Origin of the sequence: Prescottella defluvii (genome assembly GCF_000738775.1) — a bacterium.
Classification (GTDB): Bacteria; Actinomycetota; Actinomycetes; order Mycobacteriales; family Mycobacteriaceae; genus Prescottella; species Prescottella defluvii.
Genome location: NZ_JPOC01000036.1, coordinates 1 through 25,208 on the forward strand (window position 1 = coordinate 1; position 25,208 = coordinate 25,208).

22 protein-coding genes and 3 tRNA genes are annotated in these 25,208 nt (G+C 68.1%); 8 read left to right on the forward strand and 17 right to left on the reverse strand.

All coding sequences use genetic code 11. From position 1 onward, the window contains the following. The 3 genes from IJ15_RS0113900 to leuC all read right to left on the reverse strand — a co-directional run. Positions 1 to 443: HU family DNA-binding protein (locus IJ15_RS0113900; RefSeq protein ID WP_031938950.1), on the reverse strand; the 443-nt coding region annotated here is incomplete at its 3' end. Between the two features lie 156 nt (positions 444 to 599). Next, entirely contained in the window at positions 600 to 1,211 is a 612-nt protein-coding gene (gene leuD / locus IJ15_RS0113905; RefSeq protein ID WP_031938951.1) for a 3-isopropylmalate dehydratase small subunit, read from the reverse strand. A 26-nt stretch (positions 1,212 to 1,237) separates the two neighbouring features. Beyond that, a complete protein-coding gene (gene leuC / locus IJ15_RS0113910; RefSeq protein ID WP_031938952.1) occupies positions 1,238 to 2,671 on the reverse strand; it encodes a 3-isopropylmalate dehydratase large subunit in 1,434 nt (477 codons plus the stop codon). Between the two features lie 118 nt (positions 2,672 to 2,789). Here leuC and IJ15_RS0113915 point away from each other — a divergent pair, with 118 nt between their 5' ends. The 3 genes from IJ15_RS0113915 to IJ15_RS26440 all read left to right on the forward strand — a co-directional run bounded on the left by IJ15_RS0113915 (position 2,790) and on the right by IJ15_RS26440 (position 4,336). Then, positions 2,790 to 3,491, forward strand: a complete 702-nt coding sequence (locus IJ15_RS0113915) for an IclR family transcriptional regulator (protein WP_031938953.1) — start codon at positions 2,790 to 2,792, stop codon at positions 3,489 to 3,491. Positions 3,492 to 3,580: 89 nt separating this feature from the next. Next, positions 3,581 to 4,078 (forward strand): pyridoxamine 5'-phosphate oxidase family protein, encoded by a 498-nt coding sequence (locus tag IJ15_RS0113920; protein ID WP_031938954.1) that lies wholly within the window; start codon positions 3,581 to 3,583, stop codon positions 4,076 to 4,078. 90 nt (positions 4,079 to 4,168) lie between these two features. Further along, positions 4,169 to 4,336, forward strand: a complete 168-nt coding sequence (locus IJ15_RS26440) for a DUF5302 domain-containing protein (protein ID WP_197059828.1) — start codon at positions 4,169 to 4,171, stop codon at positions 4,334 to 4,336. A gap of 75 nt (positions 4,337 to 4,411) precedes the next feature. Here the strand turns inward: IJ15_RS26440 and IJ15_RS0113930 are convergent. The 5 genes from IJ15_RS0113930 to IJ15_RS0113950 all read right to left on the reverse strand — a co-directional run bounded on the left by IJ15_RS0113930 (position 4,412) and on the right by IJ15_RS0113950 (position 7,349). Then, positions 4,412 to 4,484: transfer RNA gene (locus IJ15_RS0113930), tRNA-Glu, on the reverse strand. Between the two features lie 87 nt (positions 4,485 to 4,571). Beyond that, positions 4,572 to 4,647, reverse strand: a tRNA-Glu gene (locus tag IJ15_RS0113935). 148 nt (positions 4,648 to 4,795) lie between these two features. Beyond that, positions 4,796 to 4,867 (reverse strand) — tRNA-Gln (locus tag IJ15_RS0113940). A gap of 139 nt (positions 4,868 to 5,006) precedes the next feature. Continuing rightward, on the reverse strand, positions 5,007 to 6,482 hold the full coding sequence (gltX, locus tag IJ15_RS0113945; RefSeq protein ID WP_031938955.1) for a glutamate--tRNA ligase: 1,476 nt from the start codon (positions 6,480 to 6,482) through the stop codon (positions 5,007 to 5,009). A 93-nt stretch (positions 6,483 to 6,575) separates the two neighbouring features. Continuing rightward, a complete protein-coding gene (locus IJ15_RS0113950; RefSeq protein ID WP_031938956.1) occupies positions 6,576 to 7,349 on the reverse strand; it encodes a fumarylacetoacetate hydrolase family protein in 774 nt (257 codons plus the stop codon). Between the two features lie 127 nt (positions 7,350 to 7,476). Here IJ15_RS0113950 and IJ15_RS0113955 point away from each other — a divergent pair, with 127 nt between their 5' ends. Beyond that, positions 7,477 to 8,679, forward strand: coding sequence for an MFS transporter (locus tag IJ15_RS0113955; protein ID WP_031938957.1), 1,203 nt, complete (start codon positions 7,477 to 7,479; stop codon positions 8,677 to 8,679). A gap of 70 nt (positions 8,680 to 8,749) precedes the next feature. Here the strand turns inward: IJ15_RS0113955 and IJ15_RS0113960 are convergent, their stop codons facing one another. From IJ15_RS0113960 to IJ15_RS0113980, 5 genes are all read right to left on the reverse strand, one after another. Next, positions 8,750 to 9,763: a 3-isopropylmalate dehydrogenase gene (locus IJ15_RS0113960; RefSeq protein ID WP_031938958.1), complete on the reverse strand. Its 1,014-nt coding sequence runs from the start codon at positions 9,761 to 9,763 to the stop codon at positions 8,750 to 8,752. A 112-nt stretch (positions 9,764 to 9,875) separates the two neighbouring features. Next, positions 9,876 to 11,468 (reverse strand): phosphoglycerate dehydrogenase, encoded by a 1,593-nt coding sequence (gene serA, locus IJ15_RS0113965; protein WP_031938959.1) that lies wholly within the window; start codon positions 11,466 to 11,468, stop codon positions 9,876 to 9,878. A 265-nt stretch (positions 11,469 to 11,733) separates the two neighbouring features. Continuing rightward, entirely contained in the window at positions 11,734 to 12,735 is a 1,002-nt protein-coding gene (gene ilvC, locus IJ15_RS0113970) for a ketol-acid reductoisomerase (RefSeq protein WP_197059830.1), read from the reverse strand. Positions 12,736 to 12,811: 76 nt separating this feature from the next. Beyond that, positions 12,812 to 13,315: an acetolactate synthase small subunit gene (ilvN, locus tag IJ15_RS0113975; RefSeq protein WP_031938961.1), complete on the reverse strand. Its 504-nt coding sequence runs from the start codon at positions 13,313 to 13,315 to the stop codon at positions 12,812 to 12,814. Beyond that, a complete protein-coding gene (locus IJ15_RS0113980) occupies positions 13,312 to 15,264 on the reverse strand; it encodes an acetolactate synthase large subunit (RefSeq protein WP_031938962.1) in 1,953 nt (650 codons plus the stop codon). Before IJ15_RS0113980 ends, ilvN begins: the two co-directional genes overlap by 4 nt. A gap of 268 nt (positions 15,265 to 15,532) precedes the next feature. Here IJ15_RS0113980 and IJ15_RS0113985 point away from each other — a divergent pair, with 268 nt between their 5' ends. The 3 genes from IJ15_RS0113985 (at position 15,533) to IJ15_RS0113995 (ending at position 19,102) form a co-directional block, all read left to right on the forward strand. Next, on the forward strand, positions 15,533 to 16,012 hold the full coding sequence (locus IJ15_RS0113985; protein WP_031938963.1) for a PH domain-containing protein: 480 nt from the start codon (positions 15,533 to 15,535) through the stop codon (positions 16,010 to 16,012). Between the two features lie 187 nt (positions 16,013 to 16,199). Then, positions 16,200 to 18,041 carry a dihydroxy-acid dehydratase gene (gene ilvD / locus IJ15_RS0113990; RefSeq protein ID WP_031938964.1) on the forward strand — a complete coding sequence of 614 codons (1,842 nt, stop codon included), beginning with the start codon at positions 16,200 to 16,202 and terminating at the stop codon, positions 18,039 to 18,041. A gap of 155 nt (positions 18,042 to 18,196) precedes the next feature. Further along, positions 18,197 to 19,102, forward strand: a complete 906-nt coding sequence (locus tag IJ15_RS0113995; RefSeq protein ID WP_031938965.1) for a hypothetical protein — start codon at positions 18,197 to 18,199, stop codon at positions 19,100 to 19,102. A gap of 81 nt (positions 19,103 to 19,183) precedes the next feature. On the opposite strand, the gene IJ15_RS0114000 is transcribed toward IJ15_RS0113995, so the two are convergent. Next, on the reverse strand, positions 19,184 to 20,110 hold the full coding sequence (locus IJ15_RS0114000; RefSeq protein WP_031938966.1) for a DoxX family protein: 927 nt from the start codon (positions 20,108 to 20,110) through the stop codon (positions 19,184 to 19,186). 111 nt (positions 20,111 to 20,221) lie between these two features. Here IJ15_RS0114000 and IJ15_RS0114005 point away from each other — a divergent pair, with 111 nt between their 5' ends. Continuing rightward, complete coding sequence (locus IJ15_RS0114005) at positions 20,222 to 21,364, forward strand: PQQ-dependent sugar dehydrogenase (RefSeq protein WP_051918883.1); 1,143 nt, start codon at positions 20,222 to 20,224, stop codon at positions 21,362 to 21,364. A 3-nt stretch (positions 21,365 to 21,367) separates the two neighbouring features. Here the strand turns inward: IJ15_RS0114005 and IJ15_RS0114010 are convergent, their stop codons facing one another. From IJ15_RS0114010 to IJ15_RS0114020, 3 genes are read right to left on the reverse strand one after another with little or no spacing between them, the layout of a single operon-like run. Then, entirely contained in the window at positions 21,368 to 22,600 is a 1,233-nt protein-coding gene (locus IJ15_RS0114010) for a cation:proton antiporter (protein WP_031938968.1), read from the reverse strand. Positions 22,601 to 22,623: 23 nt separating this feature from the next. Next, the gene (gene gatB, locus IJ15_RS0114015) at positions 22,624 to 24,132 is read right to left on the reverse strand and encodes an Asp-tRNA(Asn)/Glu-tRNA(Gln) amidotransferase subunit GatB (protein ID WP_031938969.1); all 1,509 of its coding nucleotides are present in this window, start codon (positions 24,130 to 24,132) and stop codon (positions 22,624 to 22,626) included. Between the two features lie 22 nt (positions 24,133 to 24,154). Beyond that, a complete protein-coding gene (locus IJ15_RS0114020; RefSeq protein WP_031938970.1) occupies positions 24,155 to 25,186 on the reverse strand; it encodes an ATP-dependent 6-phosphofructokinase in 1,032 nt (343 codons plus the stop codon). Positions 25,187 to 25,208: the final 22 nt, after the last annotated feature.

The following is a 25,208-nucleotide window of genomic DNA, read 5'->3' on the forward strand; positions in this document are numbered from 1 at the left end:
TTGGCCGCAGTCTTCTTCGCCACGGTCTTGGCCGGAGCCTTGGCCGCAGTCTTCTTCGCGACAGTCTTCTTGGCTGCGGTCTTCTTGGCCGCAGTCTTCTTGGCTGCCTTCTTCACCGGCTCAGCGGCACCACGCTTGACGGCCGGACCCGAAGAGGGAAGCTTCTGGCCGCCGGCGATGAGCGCCTTGAACTGCGCGCCGGGACGGAAGGCCGGAACCGAGGTCGGCTTGACCTTGACCGTCTCACCCGTGCGCGGGTTGCGAGCGACACGAGCTGCGCGGCGACGCTGCTCGAAAACACCGAAACCGGTGATCGTGACGCTCTCACCGGCGTGCACTGCACGCACGATGGTGTCGACGACGTGCTCGACGGCCTCGGTGGCGGTACGCCTGTCCGTGCCGAGTTTCTCGGTCAGAACATCGATGAGCTCTGCCTTGTTCATGGAAATTCCTCCGCAAACTAATGGTCCACCGTCGGACCGACTACGAACTACGGTAAACCCGAAATCGGCAAGAGTCTATGTGCCACGCCAATTCTCATCAAGCGCGGCCCCCCGATCTGTGCTAGGTCGGGGGGCCGGGCCGGTTGTCCGATTGCGTCAATTGTCCTTCGCGACGCGAGCGGGAAGCGTCTCAGGTTTCCAAGAAGGCCTTGACTTTTCGAACTCGGAAATCGCTTCTACCTGGCGCAACGTCAGCCCGATATCGTCCAGGCCCTCCAGCAGCCGCCACCGTGTGTAGTCATCAATCTCGAACGGCACCACCGTCGTTCCAGCGGTCACGGTCTTCCCCTCGAGGTCGACCACCAACTCGAGACCGGGCTGCTCCTCGAGCAGCTTCCAGAGCAACTCGACGTCGCTCTGATCGACCTGCGCCGCCAGCAGACCGGCCTTGCCGGCGTTGCCGCGGAAGATGTCGGCGAACCGCGACGCGATGACGACCCGGAAACCGTAGTCCGACAACGCCCACACGGCGTGCTCGCGGGACGAACCGGTCCCGAAGTCCGGCCCGGCGACCAGGACACTGCCCTTGTCGTACGGCGCAGCGTTGAGGATGAAGTCCGGATCGGTGCGCCAGGCTGCGAAGAGCCCGTCCTCGAATCCGCTTCGGGTCACCCGCTTCAGGTACACCGCGGGGATGATCTGATCGGTGTCCACGTTGGACCGGCGCAGCGGAACACCGATTCCCTTGTGAGTGGTAAAGGCTTCCATCGATTTTCTCCTAGTTCCCTTGCGCCCTATGCCAGATCTGCCGGTGCCGACAGCGTGCCCCGCACTGCCGTGGCAGCAGCAACGGCAGGAGAGACGAGGTGGGTACGCCCGCCCTTGCCTTGGCGGCCTTCGAAATTGCGGTTGGATGTCGATGCGGAGCGCTCACCGGGGGCGAGCTGATCCGGGTTCATCCCCAGGCACATCGAGCATCCGGCCTGACGCCATTCGGCTCCCGCAGTGGTGAAGATCTCCCCCAGCCCTTCGTCCTCGGCCTGTGCGCGAACGCGCATGGAGCCCGGGACGATCAGCATTCGGACGCCCTCGGCGACCCGACGACCCTTCAGGACATCTGCAACTGCACGCAGATCCTCGATACGCCCGTTCGTGCACGAGCCGACGAATACGGTGTCCACCGCCACATCCCGCAGCGGAGTTCCGGCCTCGAGACCCATGTAGGCCAACGCCTTCTCCGCCGCGTTCCGCGCGCTCTCGTCGGCGATCTCCGCCGGGTTCGGCACCGAATCTCCCAGCGGAGCACCCTGACCGGGGTTGGTTCCCCACGTGACGAATGGCGTCAGCGAGGCCGCATCGATGTGCACCTCGGCGTCGAAGACCGCATCGTCGTCGGTCTTCAACTGCTCCCACGCGGTCACCGCGGCATCCCAGTCGGCACCCTGCGGCGCGTGCGGGCGACCCTCGAGGTACTCGTAGGTGATCTCGTCCGGCGCGATCATTCCGGCACGAGCGCCCGCCTCGATCGACATGTTGCAGATCGTCATCCGGGCATCCATCGACAGCTTCCGGATGGCCTCACCACGGTATTCGAGGACATACCCCTGTCCCCCACCGGTACCGATCTTCGCGATCACCGCGAGGATGAGGTCCTTGCTCGTGACACCGGCCGGCAACTCGCCGTCCACCGTGATCGCCATCGTCTTGAACGGACGCAGCGAGAGAGTCTGCGTCGCCATGACGTGTTCGACCTCACTGGTGCCGATTCCCATTGCGAGAGCACCGAAAGCGCCGTGCGTCGACGTGTGGCTGTCACCACACACAACGGTCATGCCGGGCTGGGTCAGACCCAGCTGCGGGCCGACCACGTGCACGATGCCCTGGTCGAGATCGCCCATGGGGTGCAGGCGGACGCCGAACTCCTCACAGTTCTTCCGCAGGGTGTCGACCTGCGTGCGAGAGACCGGGTCCGCGATGGGCTGGTCGATGTCGATCGTCGGGACGTTGTGGTCCTCGGTGGCGATCGTCAGATCCGGTCGACGCAGCGGGCGCCCCGCGAGCCGGAGCCCGTCGAACGCCTGCGGGCTGGTGACCTCGTGAACGAGGTGCAGGTCGATGTAGATGAGATCCGGCTGTCGCGCCGAGCCCTCACCTTCACCGCGCACGACAACGTGCTCGTCCCACACCTTCTCGGCCAGAGTGCGTCCTCTGTTCGCCATCTTCTCCACCTCTGTATCCGGATGTCGCGCCGCCGGGCTTCAGGGCCGGCCCGGGTCGCGTGATGTGTCGAACCGCCCCTCGCGAAATCGGCTATGATCCCAATATGCGAGAACTGAGTATCGACCTATGAGACAGCATAGCGGCATCGGAGTGCTCGACAAAGCAATGGGCGTCCTGCATGCGGTGGCCGAACAGCCTTGCAGCCTCACCGAACTGTGCGACCGCACGGGACTCCCCCGAGCCACCGCCCACCGCCTCGCCGTCGGGCTCGAAGTTCATCGACTCCTCACTCGCGACGCGGACGGACTGTGGTGCACGGGCCCCGGGCTCGGCGAGCTGGCCGCCAGCGCCCGCGACACCCTGGTCGATGCCGCCACCCTCGTTCTGCCCCGGTTGCGCGAGATCACCGGCGAGAGCGTGCAGTTGTACCGCCGGGAAGGCACCCATCGGGTGTGCATCGCCTCGATGGAGCCACCCACAGGCCTCCGCGACACCGTCCTCGTCGGCGCACGCCTGCCGATGACGGCCGGATCGGGTGCCAAGGTCCTCCTCGCGTGGGCGGACGCCCAGACGCAGCGTGCGATCCTGCCCGACGCCTCGTTCGGCGAGCGCGTCCTCGTCGAGGTCCGCCGGCGCGGTTGGGCGCAGAGCGCGGCCGAGCGCGAACCGGGTGTCGCGAGTGTCGCCGCACCGGTCCGGGACGCCTCGGGCAACGTCGTCGCCGCGATCTCCGTGTCCGGGCCGATCGACCGGATGGGTCGCCGTCCCGGCGCCCGCTGGGCGGCCGACCTCCTGGCGGCGGCGGACGCGTTGCACAAGCGCCTCTGACTCCGTGCCGCACCCCACTCGGCGTCGGTCGCAGTGATTCGTGGCACAGTTCTCGCCACAACGAATTCCAGGCGAGCGGAGGAGCTGCTGTGGGAACCAACCAGCGCGGTCAGATCACGATGACGGATGCCGAGATCACCGAGTTCATCGAGCGGAGCCGGGTGTCGACCATGGCCACCATCGGACCGAACGGCATGCCGCATCTCGTGGCCATGTGGTACGCGGTGATCGACGGCGAACTGTGGTTCGAGACCAAGGGCAAGTCCCAGAAGGCCGTCAACCTCGGCCGCGACGCCCGGATCACGATGATGATCGAGGACGGTGACACCTACGACACCCTGCGCGGTGTGTCGATCGAGGGTCGCGCAGAGATCGTCGACGACCCGGAGGCGCTGTTCAAGGTCGGCATCAGCATCTGGGAGCGCTACACCGGCCCATACTCCGAGGACGTCAAGCCGGCGGTCGAGATGATGCTGCACAAGCGCGTCGCTGTCCGTGTCGTCCCGGACCGGCTCCGTTCGTGGGATCACCGCAAGCTCGGCCTGCCCGCCATGCCCGTCGGCGGATCGACCGCCGCCTACCTGTAGGGCAGGTTCCGGAAAACCACACGACGCAACCCCCTCCTCGGCGGTAGATTCCGACAGACGAGCCACCACCGAGGCAGGGAGGAGGACGACGTGAGCGAACCCCGCAGCGACGAGATCAAGCGCAAGTTCCGCGAGGCACTCGACCGCAAGAATCATCAGCAGTCGAATTCCGCAGCACACCTGGACGGACAGTCGAAGGTGCACGACGCGCACGGCAGCGCCGAGCACAAGCGCGAATTCCGCAGGAAGAGCGGATAGCCGCGGAACGAACGGCGAGAACCGGAGAAAGCGAAATACCCTCCGATCATGTTGATCGGAGGGTATTTCGTGTTGTAGCCCCGACGGGATTCGAACCCGCGCTACCGCCTTGAGAGGGCGGCGTCCTAGGCCGCTAGACGACGGGGCCAGGATCTTCAATGTTCACATGTTGTGCACCAGGATAGATGCTCTCACCGAGAGAAAGACCCCCGATCCAGGATCGGAGGGTGTTTCTTGGTAGCCCCGACGGGATTCGAACCCGCGCTACCGCCTTGAGAGGGCGGCGTCCTAGGCCGCTAGACGACGGGGCCAGAACATTTCCAAGGTGTGTCGCCGCATGCTCGCGACACGATGGATTGCTTCCGATTTCGATCGGATCCTCATCGGATCAGATCTGCGATGGAAACTCGACCAGCTGAGCTGACCGGAGTTCGGAGTGATAATCACTCGAACTCTCCGCTGGGGTACCAGGACTCGAACCTAGAATGGCGGTACCAGAAACCGCTGTGTTGCCAATTACACCATACCCCAATGCTCTTCCAGGCTTGCTTGACCTTGCGGCCGGGGGCTTGCCTTTCGAACGAGGAGAACAATATCAAAGCCCCCCAGTGTTTCTCCAAATCGGCTGGTCAGAGGGCTGAAATTGCCCTCTGACCGCCGACCGCGGAGCCTAGCTGCCGATCTGGGCGCGGGCCGAGCGCAGACGAGCGAGCGTCGCGTCGCGACCGAGCAACTCCATCGACTCGTACAACGGCGGGCTGATGTGCGAGCCCGTGACCGCGACACGCACCGGCGCGAACGCCTTACGCGGCTTCAGTTCCATCTTCTCGATCAACGCGGCCTTGAGGGCCTCTTCGATATCCGCGGTGACCCATTCCGACAGCGAATCCAGTGCCTCGATCGTCGCGTCCAGTACGGGACCGGAATCGGCGCCAAGATTCTTCGCGGCGGCGGCCGGGTCGATCCGGAAGTCGGCATCCGACACCAGTAGGAATTTCAACAGGTCCCACGCGTCCGACAGCACGACGATCCGGGTCTGCACGAGATCGGCCGCCACATCGAACTGTTCGTCCGTCAGCGCGTCGACAGGATGCCCGTGCGTCGTCAGGTACGCGCGCAGACGGGCCGAGAAGTCGGCCGGCTCGAGCAGGCGGATGTGCTCGGCGTTGATCGCGTCGGCCTTCTTCTGGTCGAAACGCGCGGGATTCGAGTTCACCTTGGAGATATCGAACGCGGCGACCATCTCGTCGAGCGAGAAGACGTCGTGGTCGTCGGCGATGCTCCACCCCAGCAGGGCCAGGTAGTTGAGCAGCCCCTCCGGGATGAACCCCCGATCCCGGTGGATGAACAGGTTCGACTCCGGATCACGCTTGGACAGCTTCTTGTTGCCCTGACCCATCACGAACGGCAGGTGCCCGAACTCGGGTGTGAAATCGGCGACACCGACGCGCTGCAGCGCCTCGTAGAGGGCCAGCTGACGCGGCGTCGACGACAGCAGGTCCTCGCCGCGCAGGACGTGGGTGATCTTCATCAGCGCGTCGTCGACCGGGTTCACGAGCGTGTACAGCGGGATGCCGTTGCCCCGCGTGAGCGCGAAATCGGGCACCGTGCCGGCCTTGAAGGTGGTCTCACCGCGCACCAGGTCGTTCCACGTCAGATCGTGGTCGGGCATGCGCAGGCGGACGACGGGCTTGCGGCCCTCGTCCAGGTACGCCTGCACCTGCTCGGCCGTCAGGTCGCGGTCGAAGTTGTCGTAGCCCAGTTTGGGATCGCGTCCGGCCGCCTTGTGCCGCGCCTCGACCTCCTCGGGCGTGGAGAACGACTCGTAGGCCTCCCCCGCGTCGAGCAGTTTCCGCACGACCTCGAGGTGCAGGTCACGCCGCTGCGACTGCCGGTACGGCTCGTGCGGGCCTCCGACCTCGGGCCCCTCGTCCCACGACAGGCCGAGCCAGCGCAGCGCGTCGAGGATCGCCTGGTACGACTCCTCCGTGTCGCGGGCTGCATCGGTGTCCTCGATGCGGAACACGAACGTGCCACCGTGGTGCCGCGCGAAGGCCCAGTTGAACAGGGCGGTTCGAACGAGCCCGACGTGCGGGGTGCCGGTGGGCGACGGACAGAAACGGACGCGTACTTCACTGGTGGTCATGGCTCACTTCGATACACGCTGCAGGGCGCTGAGAAAAGGACCTCTACAGGCTAGTCCCGTGGCCGTGCCGTGCCCACCCGGATCGGGATCCGATCAGCGCTTGGCGGCAACCGGATTGGTCAGCGTGCCGATCCCCTCGACGGTGACGCTCACGGTCTGGCCGTCGACGATCGGCCCGACCCCTTCCGGGGTACCGGTGAGGATGACGTCGCCCGGCAGGAGCGTCATGACACCGGAGATCCACTCGATGATCTTCGGGATGTCGTGGAGCAGCAGCGAAGTGCGGCTGCGCTGCTTGACCTCGCCGTCCACCTCGGTCTTGACCTCGACGTCCGAGACGTCGAGTTTCGTCTCGATCCAGGGGCCGAGCGGGCAGAACGTGTCGTAACCCTTGGCGCGCGTCCACTGGCCGTCGTGGCGCTGCTGGTCGCGTGCGGTGACGTCGTTCGCGACGGTGTAGCCGAGGACCACGTCGAGCGCCTTCGCGGCGGGGACGTCCTTGCAGGGACGACCGATGACGACTGCGAGTTCGCCTTCGTAGTGGACCTCGTTCGACGACGGCGGCAGCATGATCGGCGCGCCCGGACCGACGATCGACGTGTTGGGCTTGATGAAGATGACCGGATCCTGCGGTGCCTCGCCACCCATCTCGGCCGCGTGCGCGGCGTAGTTCTTGCCGATGCAGATCACCTTGCTGGCCAGGATCGGCGCCAGCAGGCGGACGTCGGCCAGCGGCCAGCTACGACCGGTGAAAGTCGGTGTGCCGAAGGGGTGTTCGGCGATCTCCTTCGCAGTCTGCGCGTCGCCCTCCCCCTCGATCGACACGAAGGCAACTCCATCGGGACTGGCAATTCGACCAAGGCGCATGGGGCCGAGTCTATCGAGTCGGGCGGCATCACCGCGGCGTACCCGTCGCGCACTCGCCGGCGAAGGGTCTACACTTCGGCCAGTATCCACATTGTAGGAACTTCATTTCACATATTGGGACGGGACCATGGACGTGGCAATAGGCGAGGATGTTCGGGTGAGTTCGGCGAAACGCTGGTCGATGCTGGGACTGGGTGTGCTCGCGCAGGCTGCGGGCGCCGTGTTCTCGAATGCTCCGGCGTTCCTGCTGCCCACATTGCAGGAGGTGCACGGTCTGGACCTGCCGCGCGCCGGCCTCGTCGTCGCTGCGCCGACGATCGGCTTCCTCGTCAGCCTCATGGCGTGGGGTGCCGTCGTCGATCGCATCGGCGAACGCCGGGTCCTGGTGGTGGGCATGGCCGTCACGGCACTGGCGAGTGCGGGCGCCGCCCTGAGTTCCTCGTTCACGATGCTCGGCATCTTCCTGCTGATCGGCGGAATGGCCGCGTCGAGCGCGAACGCCGCCAGCGGACGCGTCGTGGTCGGCTGGTTCCCGCCGCAACGACGCGGACTCGCGATGGGAATCCGCCAGATGGCCCTGCCGCTGGGCGTCGCGCTGGCCGCACTGACGGTGCCCCGCGTCGCCGAATCCCACGGAGTCGGTTGGGCATTGGTACTGCCCACCGCTGTGACGTTCGTCGCTGCGATCGCCTGCCTGTTCATCGTCGATCCACCCCGGCCGGCGCGATCGGCGGCACGGGAGACGGGCCTGCTGGACAATCCGTACCGGAACTCGGGCGTGCTGTGGCGGATTCACGGCGTCTCGGTGCTGCTGGTGGTTCCGCAGTACCTGGTGTGGACGTTCTCGCTGCTGTGGCTGATGACGGAGCGGAACTGGTCCGCGGCATCGGCCGGTCTGCTCATCACCGTGACGCAATTGCTCGGCGCCGCAGGCCGGATCGCGGCGGGGGCACTGTCGGATCGGGTGGGGAGCAGGATGCGCCCCCTGCGCTGGGTTGCCGTCGCGGCCGCGATCTCGATGGGCGCGCTGGCGCTGACCGACTGGCTGGACTCCCCCGCGTCCGTGGCGCTGTTGGTCGTCGCGTCGGTGATCACGGTGGCGGACAACGGATTGGCCTTCACGGCCGTCGCCGAGATCGCCGGACCGTACTGGAGCGGACGCGCGCTCGGCGCCCAGAACACGAGCCAGTACCTCGCGGCGTCGGTGGTGCCGCCGCTGTTCGGCGGGCTGATCGCGGCGGTGAGCTTTCCCGTCGCCTTCGCGATCACCGCACTGTTCCCACTCGTCGCGGCACCCCTGGTTCCCGGGGATCAACCCGAACGACGCTGAACATCAGGACGAAAAACGACGTGACCGCCGCCCGGAATCCGGGCGGCGGTCACGTCGTTCGAACGAATGACTAGACGGCAGCAGCGATCCGGTCGCCCACCTCGGCGGTGACGATCGGGGCGTCACCGCGCGAGGACAGGTCCGCCTCGACGGCGGCCTCGATGCGCGCGGCGTCGTCGCCACGACCGAGGTGACGCAGCAGCATCGCAGCCGAGAGGATGGCGGCAGTGGGATCGGCGATGCCCTGGCCGGCGATGTCCGGCGCCGAACCGTGCACGGGCTCGAACATCGACGGGTTGGTGCCCGACGCGTCGATGTTGGCACTGGCCGCCAGACCGATGCCACCGGTGACGGCACCCGCCAGGTCGGTGATGATGTCGCCGAACAGGTTGTCGGTGACGATGACGTCGAAGCGGGTCGGATCGGTGACCATGTAGATGGTCGCGGCGTCGATGTGGCAGTACGCCGTCTCGACGTCCGGGTACTCGGCACCGATCGTCTCCATCGCGCGGGTCCAGATGCGGCCCGCGTTGGAGAGCACGTTCGTCTTGTGGATGAGCGTCAGGTGCTTGCGTCGGGTCTGTGCCAGCTCGTACGCGGCACGCACGACGCGCTCGGCGCCGAACCACGTGTTGACCGAGACCTCGGTTGCGACCTCGTGCGGGGTGCCGACACGGATCGAGCCACCGTTGCCGGTGTACGGGCCCTCGGTGCCCTCGCGCACCACGATGAAGTCGATGTCCGGGTTCGCGGCCAGCGGCGAGCTCGAACCCGGGTAGGTGCGGGCCGGGCGCAGGTTCACGTGGTGATCGAGCAGGAACCGCATGTTCAGCAGCAGACCACGCTCGAGGATGCCCGGCGCGACGAACCGCGGATCGCCGATGGCGCCGAGCAGGATCGCGTCGTGCTGACGGATCGCGTCGAGCTCGGCGTCGGGCAGCAGGTCGCCGGTCTCGTTGTAGCGCTTGGCACCGAGATCGAACTCGGTGGTCTCCACATCGGGAACCAGCTTCCGCAGCACCTTCAGCGCCTCGGCCGTGACCTCGACACCGATACCGTCACCGGGGATGACCGCAAGCTTCATGGGACACACTCTCTTTCACTGAGAATCCACCGGTGGCGTGAGACACCCCGGTTGCGCCGCTGGCCGCGACCGTCCTCGACGATCGCGGCCACCGGGTACAGATGGGGGAAGGTCAGGACAGGTCGACCTGCGCAACGCGGGCATCGAGCTGCTCCACGATCTGAGCGACCTCGGCGTCACCGACGACCTGGTTGACGCGCAGGATCACGGTGGCACCGGTGCCCTCGACGTCCTGGCTCAGCGCGGCGGCCTGGATGTCGATGCCGGCGTTGCCGAGCACGGTGCCGAGCACACCCAGGACACCCGGACGGTCCGCGTAGTGCACGACGATGTTGTGGCCCTCGGCGCGCAGGTCGAAGCTGCGGCCGTTGACGTTGACGATCTTCTCGACCTGCTGCAGGCCGGTCAGCGCACCCGCGACGGCGGTGACGGTGCCGTCCGCGGCAACCGCGCGGACCTCGACGGCGCTGCGGTGCGTCTGCGCCTCGCTGTGCTTCTCGACCTCGACGCTCACGCCGCGCTGCTCGGCGAGCTGCGGGGCGTTGACGAACGTGACGGCCTCGTCGCTGCTGGCCGAGAACAGGCCACGCAGGGCGGCCAGGCCCAGGATCTCGACGTTCTCGGCGGACAGCTCGCCGCTGACGACGACCTGGACGTTCTGGACGGCCTCGGGCGACAGGGTGCCGGCGAGCAGACCCAGCTTGCGGACCAGCTCGAGCCACGGGGCGACCTCTTCGCCGACCGGGCCACCGGAGACGTTGACGGCGTCCGGCACGAACTCGCCGGCCAGGGCCAGCAGGACACTCTTCGCGACATCGGTGCCGGCGCGATCCTGGGCCTCGGAGGTGGAGGCACCGAGGTGCGGAGTGACGACGACGTTGTCGAGGTCGAACAGCTTGGAGTCGGTGCACGGCTCGGTGTTGAACACGTCGAGGCCGGCGGCGCGGACCTTGCCGTTCACGAGCGCGTCGTACAGCGCGTCCTCGTCGATGAGGCCACCGCGGGCCGCATTGACGATGATGACGCCGTCCTTGGCCTTGGCCAGGCGCTCGGCGTTCAGCAGACCCGCGGTCTCCTTGGTCTTGGGCAGGTGCACCGAGATGAAGTCGGCGCGCTCGACCAGCTGGTCGATGTCGACGAGCTCGATGCCCAGCTGCGCGGCGCGAGCGGCCGGCAGGTAGGGGTCGTACGCGATGATCTCGGTCTCGAACGCGGCGAGGCGCTGCGCGAACAGCTGGCCGATGCGGCCCAGGCCGACGACGCCGACGGTCTTGCCGAGGATCTCGGTGCCGTTGAAGCTCGAACGCTTCCAGGTCTTCTCACGCAGCGTGCGGTCGGCGGCCGGGATCTGGCGCGCGGTCGACAGCAGCAGCGAGACAGCGTGCTCGGCGGCCGAGTGGATGTTGGAGGTCGGTGCGTTGACGACCATGACGCCACGCTCGGTGGCAGCCGGGATGTCGACGTTGTCGAGGCCGACACCGGCGCGGCCGACGATCTTCAGCTTCGTCGCGGCGGCGAGCACCTCGGCGTCGACCGTCGTGGCGGAGCGGACGAGCAGCGCGTCGGCCTCGGGCACGGCCGCGAGCAGAGCGGGACGGTCGGGACCGTCCACCCAGCGCACCTCGACACCGTCACCGAGCGCATCGACGGTCGATTGTGCGAGCTTGTCGGCGATCAGGACAACGGGACGGCCATTCTGGCTCACGAGGAACTCTCCTGTGTTGGATGCGGACTGGATCGGGTCGAGCAGATGTCCACGGCCGGGCGCCACGAGGGCGCGCACGGACGGCCGTGATCGAGATCAGTTTAGTTGGCGCGGCGCGGCGATTCCGCAGGGCGGGTATCGGCTACCACATAGTGGACACCCGAGGACGATATTTCGGAGATCCACGCCACATTCCGGGAACGACTTCGGCCCGAGGCCGCGCGCACTGAAGCGCACGGCCTCGGGCCGAAAGGTCAGCTGTAGATCAGGCCGTCTCGGTGATCGGACGATCGACCCAGCTCATCAGGTCGCGCAGCTTCTTGCCGGTGACCTCGATGGGGTGCTCGGCGTTGGCCTTGCGCAGGCCCTCGAGCTCGGTGTTGCCGTTCTCGACGTTGGCAACCAGGCGACGGGTGAACTCGCCCGACTGGATGTCGGCCAGGATCGCCTTCATGCGCTCCTTGGTGCCGGCGTCGATGACGCGGGGACCGGACAGGTAGCCACCGAACTCCGCGGTGTCGGACACCGAGTAGTTCATGCGAGCGATGCCACCCTCGTACATGAGGTCGACGATGAGCTTGAGCTCGTGCAGCACCTCGAAGTACGCCATCTCGGGCGCGTAGCCGGCCTCGACCATGACCTCGAAGCCCGTCTTGACGAGTTCCTCGGTGCCGCCGCAGAGGACAGCCTGCTCGCCGAAGAGATCCGTCTCGGTCTCTTCCTTGAACGTGGTCTTGATGACGCCGGCGCGGGTGCCACCGATGGCCTTCGCGTAGGACAGAGCCAGGGCCTGGCCCTCGCCCTTCGGGTCCTGGTGAACGGCGATCAGGGCCGGAACGCCCTTGCCGTCGACGAACTGACGACGGACCAGGTGGCCCGGGCCCTTCGGCGCGACCATGGCGACGGTGACGTTCTCCGGAGCCTTGATCAGGTCGAAGTGGATGTTGAGGCCGTGGCCGAAGAACAGCGCGTCGCCGTCCTTCAGGTTCGGCTCGATGTCGTTCTTGAAGATCGACGCCTGAGCGGTGTCGGGGGCGAGCACCATGATGACGTCGGCCCACTCGGCAACCTCGGCCGGCGTGCCCACGGTCAGGCCCTGCTCCTCGGCCTTGGCGCGGGACTTCGAACCCTCCTTGAGGCCGATGCGCACATCGACACCGGAATCGCGCAGGCTCAGCGAGTGCGCGTGGCCCTGGCTGCCGTAGCCGATGACCGCGACCTTGCGGCCCTGGATGATCGACAGGTCTGCATCGTCGTCGTAGAACATCTCGACTGCCACAGTTCTTACCTTCCCTCTGGGTTCTATGAACGCTTGATTGTCTGTTGTTGGTGGGTGAACGGTTCTAGCGGGTGGCCGTGATGGACTTCGGCCCACGGCCGACCGCCACCACACCGGACTGCACGATCTCGCGGATACCGAACGGATCGAGCATGCGCAGGAGCGCATCGAGCTTGGAGCGCGTTCCCGTGGCCTCGATGGTGACGGCCTCCGGAGCGACGTCGATCACCTTGGCGCGGAACAGGTTCACCGTCTCGATGACCTGCGTGCGCACGCTGGCGTCGGCGCGCACCTTGATCAGGATCAGTTCGCGCGCCACCGAGGCCTCGGTGTCCTGCTCGACGATCTTGATGACGTTGACCAGCTTGTTGAGCTGCTTCGTCACCTGCTCGAGCGGGAACTCGTCGACCGTCACGACGATCGTCATGCGCGAGATGTCGGGAACCTCGGTGCCGCCGACGGCGAGCGACTCGATGTTGAATCCCCGGCGGGAGAAGAGTGCGGCGACGCGGGCCAGCACGCCCGGCTTGTCCTCGACGAGAACACTGAGGGTGTGACTGGTGCTCACGGGCGATCCTCTCCTGCAGCGGCCTCGGTGGCAGCCTGCTCACGCGCGGCGCCTTCCTTCATGGCCTCGTGAATGGTTGCGGGGTCGTCCGCAGCCTCGTCATCGTCGAACAGCGGCCGGATGCCCCGGGCCGCCATGATCTCGTCGTTGCTGGTGCCGGCGGCGACCATCGGCCACACCTGGGCGTCGGCGCCCACGATGAAGTCGATGACGACGGGCTTGTCGTTGATCGACTGCGCGGTGCGGATCGCGTCCTCGACGTCCTCCTCGCGCTCGACGCGGATGCCGACGCAGCCCAACGCCTCGGCCAGCTTCACGAAGTCCGGGATCCGCACGGCGCCGTGGGTGCCCAGGTTGGTGTTGGAGTAACGCTCGTCGTAGAAGAGCGTCTGCCACTGGCGGACCATGCCCAGGTTGCCGTTGTTGACGAGCGCGACCTTGATCGGCACGCCCTCGAGCGCACACGTGGCCAGTTCCTGATTGGTCATCTGGAAGCAGCCGTCACCGTCGATGGCCCAGACCTCACGGTCCGGCATGCCCATCTTGGCGCCCATCGCGGCAGGCACGGCGTAGCCCATCGTGCCCAGGCCACCGGAGTTGAGCCACGTGCGCGGCTTCTCGTAGTTGACGAACTGCGCCGCCCACATCTGGTGCTGGCCGACGCCGGCGCAGTAGATCGCGTCCGGGCCCGCGAGACGGCCGACGGCCTGGATCACGTACTCGGGCGACAGCGAGCCGTCCGCCGGACGGTCGTACGCCAGCGGGTAGGTGCGGCGGATGCCGTCGAGGTATGCCCACCACTCGGTGAGGTCGAGGGTCGTGCCCGTCGCCTGGTCGGCGCGGATCGCCTCGATCAGCTCGGTGATGACCTCCTTGCAGTCGCCCACGATCGGGACGTCCGCATGACGGTTCTTCCCGATCTCCGCGGGGTCGATGTCCGCGTGGATGACCTTCGCGTCGGGTGCGAACGAGTCGAGCTGACCGGTGACACGGTCGTCGAAGCGGGCGCCCAGGGTGATCAGCAGATCGCTCCGCTGCAGCGCGGCGACGGCCGCGACGGTGCCGTGCATGCCCGGCATGCCGCAGTTGAGCTGGTGGCTGTCCGGGAACGCGCCACGGGCCATGAGCGTGGTGACGACGGGGATGCCCGTGAGCTCGGCCAGTTCGAGCAGTTCGGCGGACGCGTCGGCCTTGATGACACCGCCGCCGACGTACAGGACCGGGGACTTGGCGTCGGCGATGAGCCGCGCAGCCTCGCGAACCTGCTTGCCGTGCGGCTTGGTGACCGGACGGTAGCCGGGCAGGTGCATCTCCGGCGGCCACGAGAACGTGGTCTGCGCCTGCAGGATGTCCTTGGGGATGTCGACGAGGACCGCACCCGGGCGGCCACTGGACGCGAGGTAGAACGCCTCGGCCAGGATCCGCGGGATGTCGACGCCGTCGGTGATGAGGAAGTTGTGCTTGGTGATCGGCATCGTGATGCCGGAGATGTCGGCTTCCTGGAACGCGTCGGTGCCGATCAGCCCACGGCCGACCTGTCCGGTGATCGCGACGACGGGGACCGAGTCCATCTGCGCATCGGCGAGCGGGGTCACCAGGTTGGTCGCACCCGGACCCGACGTCGCCATGCAGACACCGACCTTGCCGGTGGCCTGGGCGTAGCCGGTCGCAGCGTGACCTGCGCCCTGCTCGTGGCGCACCAGGACGTGCCGAACCTTCTGCGAATCGAAGAGCGGGTCGTACACCGGCAGAACGGCACCACCCGGGATACCGAACACGGTGTCGACCTCGAGCTCCTCGAGGGCGCGGACGACGGACTGCGCGCCGGTGACCCGCTCGGGGGCGACCTGACGACGGTTACCGGTCGGCGTGGCGGCGGCCGCGTTGGTCGGGCCGGCAGCTCCCGACTTGCGCGGCGTGGGTTGAGGCCGTGCGGTTGGTGCGCTCACTGGAAAGTCCTCTGATTCTGGCTCCGGGCAACAAAAAACCCTCGTCAGCATCCGCTGTACGAGGGTGGCGCGTCGTTATCTGGCGAGTTGAAGGAACCGGCTCAGGCGACGACGCGCCGGCCGATTACGAGCAACTCATTCTGTTTCACGCGCTCGACGGTAGGCGCGTGAATGGTAGACAGTCAACTTTGGTGAGTGCGCTGTCCCAGAATGTAAGATGCCTCGGCTGCAGTGCGAAGATGTAGAGGTGTCATCTCCTCAGCAGCCCGTGCCACCGGTGCCATCATCCCATACGCCCGCGGACGACCGACAGGTCATCCGGATTTCCCCGCTCGCCCTGATCGCGTGCTTGTTCCTGCTGTTCTGCTTGAGCTTCCCCGTTCTCGGGTGGCCGGCCGCCTTCGGCTGGACCCTGGTGATCCCGTTCCTCATCGGAGCCTGGGTGCTGCGCGTGCGGACCACCGTCACCCCGGGCGGCCTCGAGCTGCGGCGCACCTTCTCCAGCCAGTCCATATCGTGGGATCAGATCAAGGGCTTCCGCTTCCCCAAGCGGGGCTGGGCGCGCGCGGAGCTGCTCGACGGCACCGAGGTGTCGCTGCCGAACGTGACCTTCGGACGTCTCCCCCAGCTCGCGTCGGCCAGCGGCGGCCGCGTCACCGACCCCTACGCCGCCGCCCGCGTGGCGCAGGCAGAGAAGGCACGCGCCGAAGCCGAGTCCGCCGGAGACTCGGAGCCGGATACCGACTAGCTCGCCCGCGGGAGTAGCGTCCAAGCAGGATGTCTCTCGCTCCCACCGGAGATGACGAGGCTGCCACACCAGCCGAAATCGGGTCCAGCGACCAGCACCTTCACGGGCCCACCAGTTCACGCATTACGCCGCGCTCGGCGAGCACAGCCCGCCGCCGAGAATCGCTGATCGACGAAGGAATTCGCCCATGCCCCCGCTGAGGTCACGCACCACCACCGTCGGACGCAACGCTGCCGGAGCCCGCTCGCTCTGGCGCGCGACCGGCATGACCGACTCCGATTTCGGTAAGCCGATCGTCGCGATCGCGAACTCCTACACGCAGTTCGTGCCCGGCCACGTTCATCTGAAGAACGTCGGCGACATCGTTGCAGAGGCCGTCCGCGCCGCCGGTGGCGTGCCCCGCGAGTTCCACACCATCGCCGTCGACGACGGCATCGCGATGGGACACGGCGGCATGCTGTACTCGCTGCCGAGCCGCGAGATCATCGCCGACTCCGTCGAATACATGGTCAACGCGCACACCGCCGACGCCCTGGTCTGCATCTCGAACTGCGACAAGATCACCCCCGGCATGCTCAATGCCGCGATGCGCCTGAACATCCCGACGGTCTTCGTCTCCGGCGGTCCGATGGAAGCCGGCAAGGCCGTCGTCGTCGGCGGCGTCGCACAGGCCCCCACCGACCTGATCACCGCGATCTCGGCGAGCGCCAACGATGCCGTGACCGAGGAAGGCCTCGACGAGGTCGAGCGCAGTGCCTGCCCGACCTGTGGATCGTGCTCGGGCATGTTCACCGCCAACTCGATGAACTGCCTCACCGAAGCCCTCGGCCTGGCGCTGCCCGGCAACGGCTCCACGCTGGCTACCCACGAGGCCCGCCGCGCCCTGTTCAGCCGCGCCGGCACCACCGTCGTCGAGGCCGCGCTGCGTTACTACCGCGACGAGGACGAGTCGGTCCTGCCGCGGAACATTGCATCCCCCAAGGCGTTCCGCAACGCGATGGCACTCGACGTCGCGATGGGCGGCTCCACCAACACCGTCCTGCACACGCTCGCCGCCGCGCAGGAGGGCGAGGTCGACTTCGACCTCACCACCATCGACGAGATCAGCCGCCAGGTGCCGTGCCTGTCGAAGGTCTCCCCCAACTCGGACTACCACATGGAGGACGTGCACCGCGCCGGTGGCATCCCCGCCCTGCTCGGTGAACTCCGCCGCGCGGGCCTGCTGGAAGAAGACGTCTCCACCGTCCACACGAAGTCGTTCGACGAGTGGCTCGACACGTGGGACATCCGCTCCGGCAAGGCGTCCGACGAGGCGATCGAACTGTTCCACGCGGCCCCGGGCGGCGTGCGCACCACCGAGCCGTTCTCGACGAACAACCGCTGGAGCGCGCTCGACACCGACGCCGAGGGCGGCTGCATTCGCGACCTCGAGCACGCCTACACCGTCGAGGGTGGCCTGTGCGTGCTGCGCGGCAACATCGCCGTCGACGGCGCGATCCTCAAGACCGCCGGCATCGACGAGGAACTGTTCTCGTTCCAGGGTCCGGCCGTCGTCGTCGAGTCTCAGGAGGCCGCGGTGTCGGTGATCCTGCAGAAGCAGATCAAGCCCGGCGACGTCATCGTCGTCCGCTACGAGGGCCCCAAGGGCGGCCCCGGCATGCAGGAGATGCTGCACCCCACCGCGTTCCTCAAGGGCGCCGGGCTCGGCAAGGTGTGCGCACTGGTCACCGACGGCCGCTTCTCCGGTGGCACGTCCGGCCTGTCCATCGGGCACGTCTCCCCCGAGGCCGCGTCGGGCGGTGTGATCGGCCTCGTCGAGGACGGTGACCAGATCCGCATCGACGTCGCGACCCGCACCCTCGAGGTCCTCGTCGACGACGAGACCCTCGCGCAGCGTCGCGCCAAGATGGAGGCGTCCGAGCGTCCGTGGCAGCCGGTGGACCGTCAGCGCACCGTCACCACCGCGCTGCGCGCCTACGCGGCGCTGGCAACCTCGGCCGACAAGGGCGCCGTCCGCTACGTACCGTAACCGGGCCCGCCGCTCCACTTTTCGCTGTGCCGCGTCTCCGATCGGAGGCGCGGCACAGCCATTTCCGGAGCGGCGGACCTGTGGATAACGAGAAATCCATCCACAGATCACGAACCGGGCGCCCTCGGCCCGCTTCCGAGCGGCAGGCTCGGGCCATGGAATTCGAGGGCACACCACTGGTGTTCAGAGCCGACGCGCTCGACCGTGGCTTCACCGATCACGAACTGCGGGCCGCCCGGCGGTCACGTGAGTTGCTCGCAGTCAGGCCGGGGGCGTACGTCCGCGCGACCGACCTCGCCGAGCTGGATTCCGTCGCGCAGCACCGCCTGGCAGTCCTCGCCACCGCGTCCGCGTGCCCGGACGCCGTCGTCAGCCACGTGTCAGCGGCCGTACTGCACGGGATCGAGGTCTGGAACGTGCCGCTGAGGCGGGTCCACTCCACCCTCGACCGCGCCTCCGGCGGCAAGATCACCACGCGCCGTCACGTGCACGTCGCGCGACTGTCCGACGACGTCGGCGTCGTGGACGGGGTGGGCGTCACGACACCCGCCCGCACGGTCGTCGACCTCGCGCGCACGGCTGCGTTCGAGAGCGCCGTGGTGTCGGGGGACCACGCGTTGGCAACCGGACTGGTGACCCGCGCGAGCCTCGACGACGCACTCGCCCGCTGTCGGGGACGGCGCGGAGCAGCGCAGGCGGCGCGAGCCGTGGCGTTCATGGACGGGCGGAGCGAGAGCGTAGGAGAGTCACGTAGCCGCGTCCTGATCCATCGGCTGCGGCTTCCGACCCCGGACCTCCAGCGTGTGATCATCGACGAGCAGGGATCGATCGGGCGGGTCGACTTCCTCTTCGAGAACGAACGCGCGGTCGGCGAGTTCGACGGTCTCGGCAAGTACACCGAGCACCTGCGTCCCGGGCAGACCACCGCGCAGGCCGTAATCGAGGAGAAGCTCCGCGAGGACCGCATCCGAGGTGCCGGCTACGGCGTCGCCCGGTGGGGCTGGCGGGAGCTGAGCTCACCCGAGGAGGTGGTTCGACGACTGCGACGCGCGTTCGGCTGAACCCCGCTGCCGCTCCAGAAATGGTCGTGCCGCTCCCCCGATGGGAGGAGCGGCACGACGAGAACCGGAGCGGCAGTGCCGTCAGATGACGGGGTTCGCCCCGTTGAGGAGGATCCACACAGCAACGCCGACGGCCACACCGAGGATCAGGATCACCGCCGACCCGACGTACGGGCGGGTGGCCCACTTGCGGCGGCCGTCCAAGGAGATCCGGCCGGGGCCGGTCAGGATGATCGCGGCCGCGGCGGCGGCGAGCACGGTCTCGTACTCGATGCCGTCGGGAGCGAAGTACTCGAGGCCGGGCACCATGGACTGCTTCACGCACCAGGCATTGATCATGACGGCCACCACGGTGGCAGCGGCGACGGGTGTGAGCAGACCCAGGATCAGCAGCACTCCGCCCGCGACCTCACCGACCGCGCCGACGACCGCGAGGACGCGCGCGTGATCGAAACCGGAGTCCATCAGGACGTCCCGGTAGCCGCCCAGCCCCGGCCCGTTCCACCACCCGGCGAGCTTCTGCAGGCCGTGCGCGAGCAGTGTGCCACCCACCGCGAGACGCAAGATGAGCAGACCGAGATCCAGTGTGCCGCGCCGGTTGTCCACCCCGCCGTCCGGTGCCGGGGTCGGCACGACCGCGACCGGGGCAGCGACCGTCAGCGCATCGCCGATCGGCTCCGACACGATCGGTTCCGACATGATCGGATCGGTGGCGACCGGAGTGGGCACCGCGCGGGTCGGGACCGTCGGTTCGCCGCGCGAGATCACGGTGGTGGGCTGGTCGTCGAGGCCGGTCGGCGCGGGCGCGGGACGAAAGGTGGGAATCTGCTCCGTCGGCAGACTCGCGGCGTGCCTGTCGTAGAAGTCCAGGTCGTCGTCGGTGTGCGCCAACGGTCGGTTCACCCGGTCGACGGACTGCGCGGGGATCCTCGCGGTCGGCTGATCGTACGGGCTCGGCGCCGTTCCCGCGCCGGTGGACTCGGTGTGATCTTTCGACGTGTCGGTCACGAATTGCAGCCTAGGACGGTTGGTGGGGGTTGACCGGGTAGCGCGGCCCGGCGCGCCGGTCACACCGCGCCGCGTGGCGTACCCCCGTCGGCCTTCCGTAACGTCTGCATCATGACGAAGGGTGTACCGGGCCGAAAGGTGCGAGGGGCGGCCGCGGCAGCCATCTGTTCGATCGCGGTGGTGGCAGCCACCGGATGCGCACGGTTCGACGACTCCACGTCGTCGCCCTTCACCCCCGAGCCGACGTTCGGGTCCGGTGCCGAAGTCCAGCCCCGCGAGCCGTCGGCCCCCTCGTCGGTGCCGCCCGAGCCGTCTGTACCGAACGATCCCTGCTTCGACCGCGACCCCAATGTCGTCGCCACGTGCCTGGACGCGACCGGCGGGCTGGTGATGCTGCCGGACGGGGCCGCGTTCGTGACCGAGCGGCGCACCGGGCGCATCATGCGGGTGGCGCCGGGCGAGCAGCCGACCGAGTTCGCCCGGATCCCCGTCGATTCCGGATCCGACGGCGGTCTGCTGGACATCGCGCTGTCCCCCACGTTCGCCGAGGACCGCCTGCTGTACGCCTACATCACGACCGGCAGCGACAACCGGGTCGTCCGTATCGCCGCCGGGGACACGCCGAAGGAGGTGCTGACCGGCATCCCGCGCGGTGACGTCGGCAACGCCGGGGCGCTGACGTTCTCGACGCCCGGCGAGTTGATGGTCCTGACCGGTGATGCCGGCAATCCGGCGGCCGCGGCGGATCCCGCGTCACTCGCCGGGAAGCTGCTCCGGGTCACGGCCCTGTCGTCGGCCCCGAATCCGCCACGACCGGCCGTCGTGCTGTCCGGGCTGGGCCGGGCGGGCGACGTGTGTGCGGACCACGGCGGCGGTGTGTGGGTCACGGACCGCACGGCGCTCGAGGATCGGATCCAGCGCGTCCGACCGGACGGAACCGTCGGCTCGCCGGCGTGGACGTGGCCGGACAAGCCGGGCGTCGCAGGCTGCGCCGCCACGCCCGGTGCGGTTGCTGTGGCCCTGACGGACGCGAAGGCGATGGCGGTCCTGGCGACCGAACCGGAGACCGGTGCCGTCACGTCGGCGCCGGCCCTGCTCGCGCAGAACCTCTACGGCCGTCTCGGCGGGACGGTGATCAACGGTGCCGGCGAGATCTGGGCGGCCACGGTGAACAAGTCCGGCGGCGAGCCCGGCCCCACCGACGATCGCGTCGTCAAGATTCCGTTGCCGAGCGGAGGCGGCGGGACCGACTGACGCTCAGACGCTCGCGGGTCCGGTCGGCTGCCGATCCGTCCGATCGCGGCGCTCACCCCGGTCGTCGCGGGTCAGCGCACTCGCGATCATCGGCAGCACCAGGACCGTGATCGCGCCGGCCGCGACGAGGATCGACGCGGTCCCGTTGGACATCTCACCTGCCGCCACAGCGACGCCGGTGACCGCGACGATGAGCGGCAGACCCGTCGTGGAGTACAGCGCGATCTGGAGTTGCTCACGGGTGTCGAAGTTCGCGCCGTCCGGTCCCCGGTCGTAGCGCGACGCCACGAACACCGGCAGTCCGCGGGCCACCAGCAGCAGGCCCAGGAAAGCGAGGAGGACCAGCGGCGCACCGGCCACCGCGGACACGTCGATCGCCATGCCGGACGTGACGAAGAAGATCGGGATCAGGAGTCCGAACGCGAGGCCCTCGAGCTTGGACTCGAGCCGCTCGTTGCCGTCGGGCACCGCGCGGCGCAGGATGAAGCCCGCCGCGAAGGCACCGAGGATGACGTCGAGGTCGAACACCGCCGCGACCGCGATCAACGCCACCAGCAGCAACATCACCAGGCGGACGGTCGTCTGGGCGGTGGTGTCCGCACCGCGCCGGATCACTGCGACCAGGTCCGAACCCTCACGCAGGATCCGGGCCGGCAGGATCGCGACGACGACCGCCACCACCGCGAAGGCGGCCAGCACGACGAGGGACATGACCGCGCCGCGCGCCCCGAGCAGCACCGCCATCGCGATCACCGGGCCGATCTCGCCGACCGCGCCGTGGTTGAGTACCGCCTTGCCGACAGGTGTCGTGACGATGCCGCGATCCTTGAGGATCGGCAGCAGCGTGCCGAGGGCCGTCGACGTCAATGCGATCGCCACGGCGATCTCGGAGTGGACCAGGCCCGCCGCACCCAACGCGGCGACGATCGCGAACGCGACGGCCAGGCACACCAGCCACGTCACGAGTGCGCGACGGCCCCCGCGGCCGGTCAGTTCGTCGCGGTCCACCTCGTAGCCGGCGAGGAGAAACAGCATGCCCAGGCCGAGTTCCCGCAGCATCTCGATCTCGCTGCCGGCATTCGCGAGGTCGAGGACGTAGGGACCGATCACGATCCCTGCCACGAGCAGCAACACCACCTCGGGCACCAGCTTGCGCGGCAGTGATCCGGCGAGCAGTGGCGCCACCACCGCTGCGACGGCGATCCAGAACAGCGAGGTGGCGACTGCAGCGTCCATGGGGCGCTACATTATCTGCTACATCAGCTGCATGCGGCGATGACGAGCTCCTTGACGCGCGCCGGGTCGGCCTGGCCGCGAGTCGCCTTCATCACGTCGCCGACGATCTTGCCTGCCGCAGCGACCTTGCCGCTGCGGATCTTGTCGGCGATGTCGGGGTTCGCGGCGAGGGCCGCGTCGACCGCGGCCTGCAGTGCCGAGTCGTCACGCACGACCTCGAGGCCACGGGCGGCCACGACCTCTTCCGGCTCACCCTCGCCGGCGAGCACACCGTCGACCACCTGACGGGCCAGCTTGTTGGTGAGCTTGCCGTCGCCGACGAGCGCGACGACCTTGGCGACCTGAGCCGGGGTGATCGCCAGCTCCGCCAGCTCGACACCGCGGGTGTTGGCCTGCTGCGCGAGGTAGGCGACCCACCACGAGCGGGCCTCGGACGCGGGCGCTCCGGCCTCCGTCGTCGCGATCACCAGATCGAGAGCACCGGCGTTGACCAGGTCGCGCATCTCCTCGTCGGAGACACCCCACTCCTCCTGGATGCGGGCGCGGCGCAGCCACGGCAGCTCGGGCAGCGTGCCACGCAGTTCCTCGACCCACGCGGCGTCGGGCGCGACGGGCTCGAGATCCGGCTCCGGGAAGTAGCGGTAGTCCTCGGCGGTCTCCTTGCGGCGACCGGCGGACGTGGTGCCGTCGGCCTCCTGGAAGTGCCGGGTCTCCTGGATGATCTCGCCACCGGCGACGAGGACGGCAGCCTGACGGCGCATCTCGTAGCGGACGGCGACCTCGACGCTCTTGAGCGAGTTGACGTTCTTGGTCTCGGTGCGGGTGCCGAACACGTCTGCGCCGATCGGCATGAGCGAGACGTTGGCGTCGCAGCGCAGCGAACCCTGGTCCATGCGGACGTCGGAGACGTCGAGGGCCTTGAGCAGATCGCGCAGGGCGGCGACGTACGCGCGGGCCACCTCGGGTGCGCGCTCACCGGCACCGGTGATGGGCTTGGTGACGATCTCCACGAGCGGCACGCCGGCCCGGTTGTAGTCGAGCAGCGAGTGGCTCGCGCCGTGGATCCGGCCGGTGGCGCCGCCGACGTGCAGCGACTTGCCGGTGTCCTCCTCCATGTGGGCGCGCTCGATGTCGACGCGCCAGGTGCTGCCGTCGTCGAGCACGACGTCGAGGTACCCCTCGGTCGCGATGGGCTCGTCGTACTGCGAGATCTGGTAGTTCTTCGGCTGGTCCGGGTAGAAGTAGTTCTTCCGCGCGAACCGGCCCCACGGGGTGATCGAGCAGTTCAGCGCCAGGCCGATGCGGATCGCGGACTCGACGGCGGCCTGGTTGACCACCGGAAGCGCTCCGGGCATGCCGAGGCACACGGGGCACACCTGGGTGTTGGGCTCGGCACCGAACGCCGTGGGGCACGGGCAGAACATCTTGGTGTTGGTGTGCAGCTCGACGTGCACTTCCATGCCCAATACGGGCTCGAACTTCGCGAGGACGGCGTCATAGTCGAGAAGGTCAGCGGACACGGCGGCAGTCATGGCCATGAGTTTATGCGCCCCGTCACCCGAAGAACGCGGCCGCCTCCCGGTAGCGCTCGACGGGCACGGTCTTGAGCTGTTTGGTCGCCTCCGACAGCGGCACCAACTCGATGTTCGTCCCGTGCAGCGCCACCATCTGACCGAACTGGTTGTTGTGCGCGGCGTCGGTCGCATGGACGCCGAACCGGGTCGCCAGCACCCGGTCGTACGGCGTCGGCGTGCCGCCGCGCTGCACGTGCCCGAGGACCGTCGTGCGCACCTCCTTGCCGATGCGGCGTTCGATCTCGACGGCCAGTTGCTGCGCGACCCCGGTGAAGATCTTGTGGCCGAACTCGTCGATGCCGCCCTCCCGGAGGGTCATCGACTCCGGGTCCGGCGAGGCGCCCTCCGCGACGACACAGATGAAGTGGGAGTCGCCGCGCTGGAAGCGCTTCTTGACCAGCGCACACACCTCGTCGACGTCGAACGGCTCCTCCGGCACCAGGGTCAGGTGCGCACCGGACGCCATTCCCGCGTGCAGCGCGATCCAACCGGCGTGCCGCCCCATCACCTCGACGAGCATCACCCGCTGATGCGATTCGGCGGTGGTGTGCAGCCGGTCGATCGCGTCGGTGGCGATGGTCAGGGCGGTGTCGAACCCGAACGTGACGTCGGTGCAGTCGATGTCGTTGTCGATCGTCTTGGGTACCCCCACGACGGGGACCCCGCTGTCGGCGAGCCAGCTCGCGGCGGTGAGCGTGCCCTCCCCGCCGATCGGGATGAGCACGTCGATGCCGTTGTCGTCGAGGGTCTGTTTGATCCGGTCGAGGCCGTCGTGCAGCTTCTGCGGATTGACCCGCGCGGTGCCGAGGATGGTGCCGCCGCGGGCGAGGATGCGATCGATGCGGTCCTCGTTGCGCATCTGCATCTTGCGGTCCTCGAGCAGCCCCCGCCAGCCGTCCTGGAACCCGACGACGGTGCTGCCGTAGCGCGCGTCCGCGGTGCGCACGACGGCGCGGATGACGGCGTTGAGTCCGGGGCAGTCGCCGCCCCCGGTCAGGATTCCGATGCGCATCACGGCCCCTCTCGGCCATCAC

Excerpts from the sequence above, each read along its gene's own strand:
- IJ15_RS0114005 (WP_051918883.1), top strand. The coding sequence starts at position 20,222 with ATGACGAAGGGTGTACCGGGCCGAAAGGTGCGAGGGGCGGCCGCGGCA.
- ilvC (WP_197059830.1), bottom strand. The coding sequence starts at position 12,735 with ATGTTCTACGACGACGATGCAGACCTGTCGATCATCCAGGGCCGCAAG.
- IJ15_RS0113955 (WP_031938957.1), top strand. The coding sequence starts at position 7,477 with ATGGACGTGGCAATAGGCGAGGATGTTCGGGTGAGTTCGGCGAAACGC.
- IJ15_RS0114020 (WP_031938970.1), bottom strand. The coding sequence starts at position 25,186 with ATGCGCATCGGAATCCTGACCGGGGGCGGCGACTGCCCCGGACTCAAC.
- gltX (WP_031938955.1), bottom strand. The coding sequence starts at position 6,482 with ATGACCACCAGTGAAGTACGCGTCCGTTTCTGTCCGTCGCCCACCGGC.
- gatB (WP_031938969.1), bottom strand. The coding sequence starts at position 24,132 with ATGACTGCCGCCGTGTCCGCTGACCTTCTCGACTATGACGCCGTCCTC.
- ilvD (WP_031938964.1), top strand. The coding sequence starts at position 16,200 with ATGCCCCCGCTGAGGTCACGCACCACCACCGTCGGACGCAACGCTGCC.
- leuD (WP_031938951.1), bottom strand. The coding sequence starts at position 1,211 with ATGGAAGCCTTTACCACTCACAAGGGAATCGGTGTTCCGCTGCGCCGG.
- IJ15_RS0113915 (WP_031938953.1), top strand. The coding sequence starts at position 2,790 with ATGAGACAGCATAGCGGCATCGGAGTGCTCGACAAAGCAATGGGCGTC.
- IJ15_RS0113995 (WP_031938965.1), top strand. The coding sequence starts at position 18,197 with ATGGAATTCGAGGGCACACCACTGGTGTTCAGAGCCGACGCGCTCGAC.
- IJ15_RS0114010 (WP_031938968.1), bottom strand. The coding sequence starts at position 22,600 with ATGGACGCTGCAGTCGCCACCTCGCTGTTCTGGATCGCCGTCGCAGCG.
- IJ15_RS0113950 (WP_031938956.1), bottom strand. The coding sequence starts at position 7,349 with ATGCGCCTTGGTCGAATTGCCAGTCCCGATGGAGTTGCCTTCGTGTCG.
- IJ15_RS0113960 (WP_031938958.1), bottom strand. The coding sequence starts at position 9,763 with ATGAAGCTTGCGGTCATCCCCGGTGACGGTATCGGTGTCGAGGTCACG.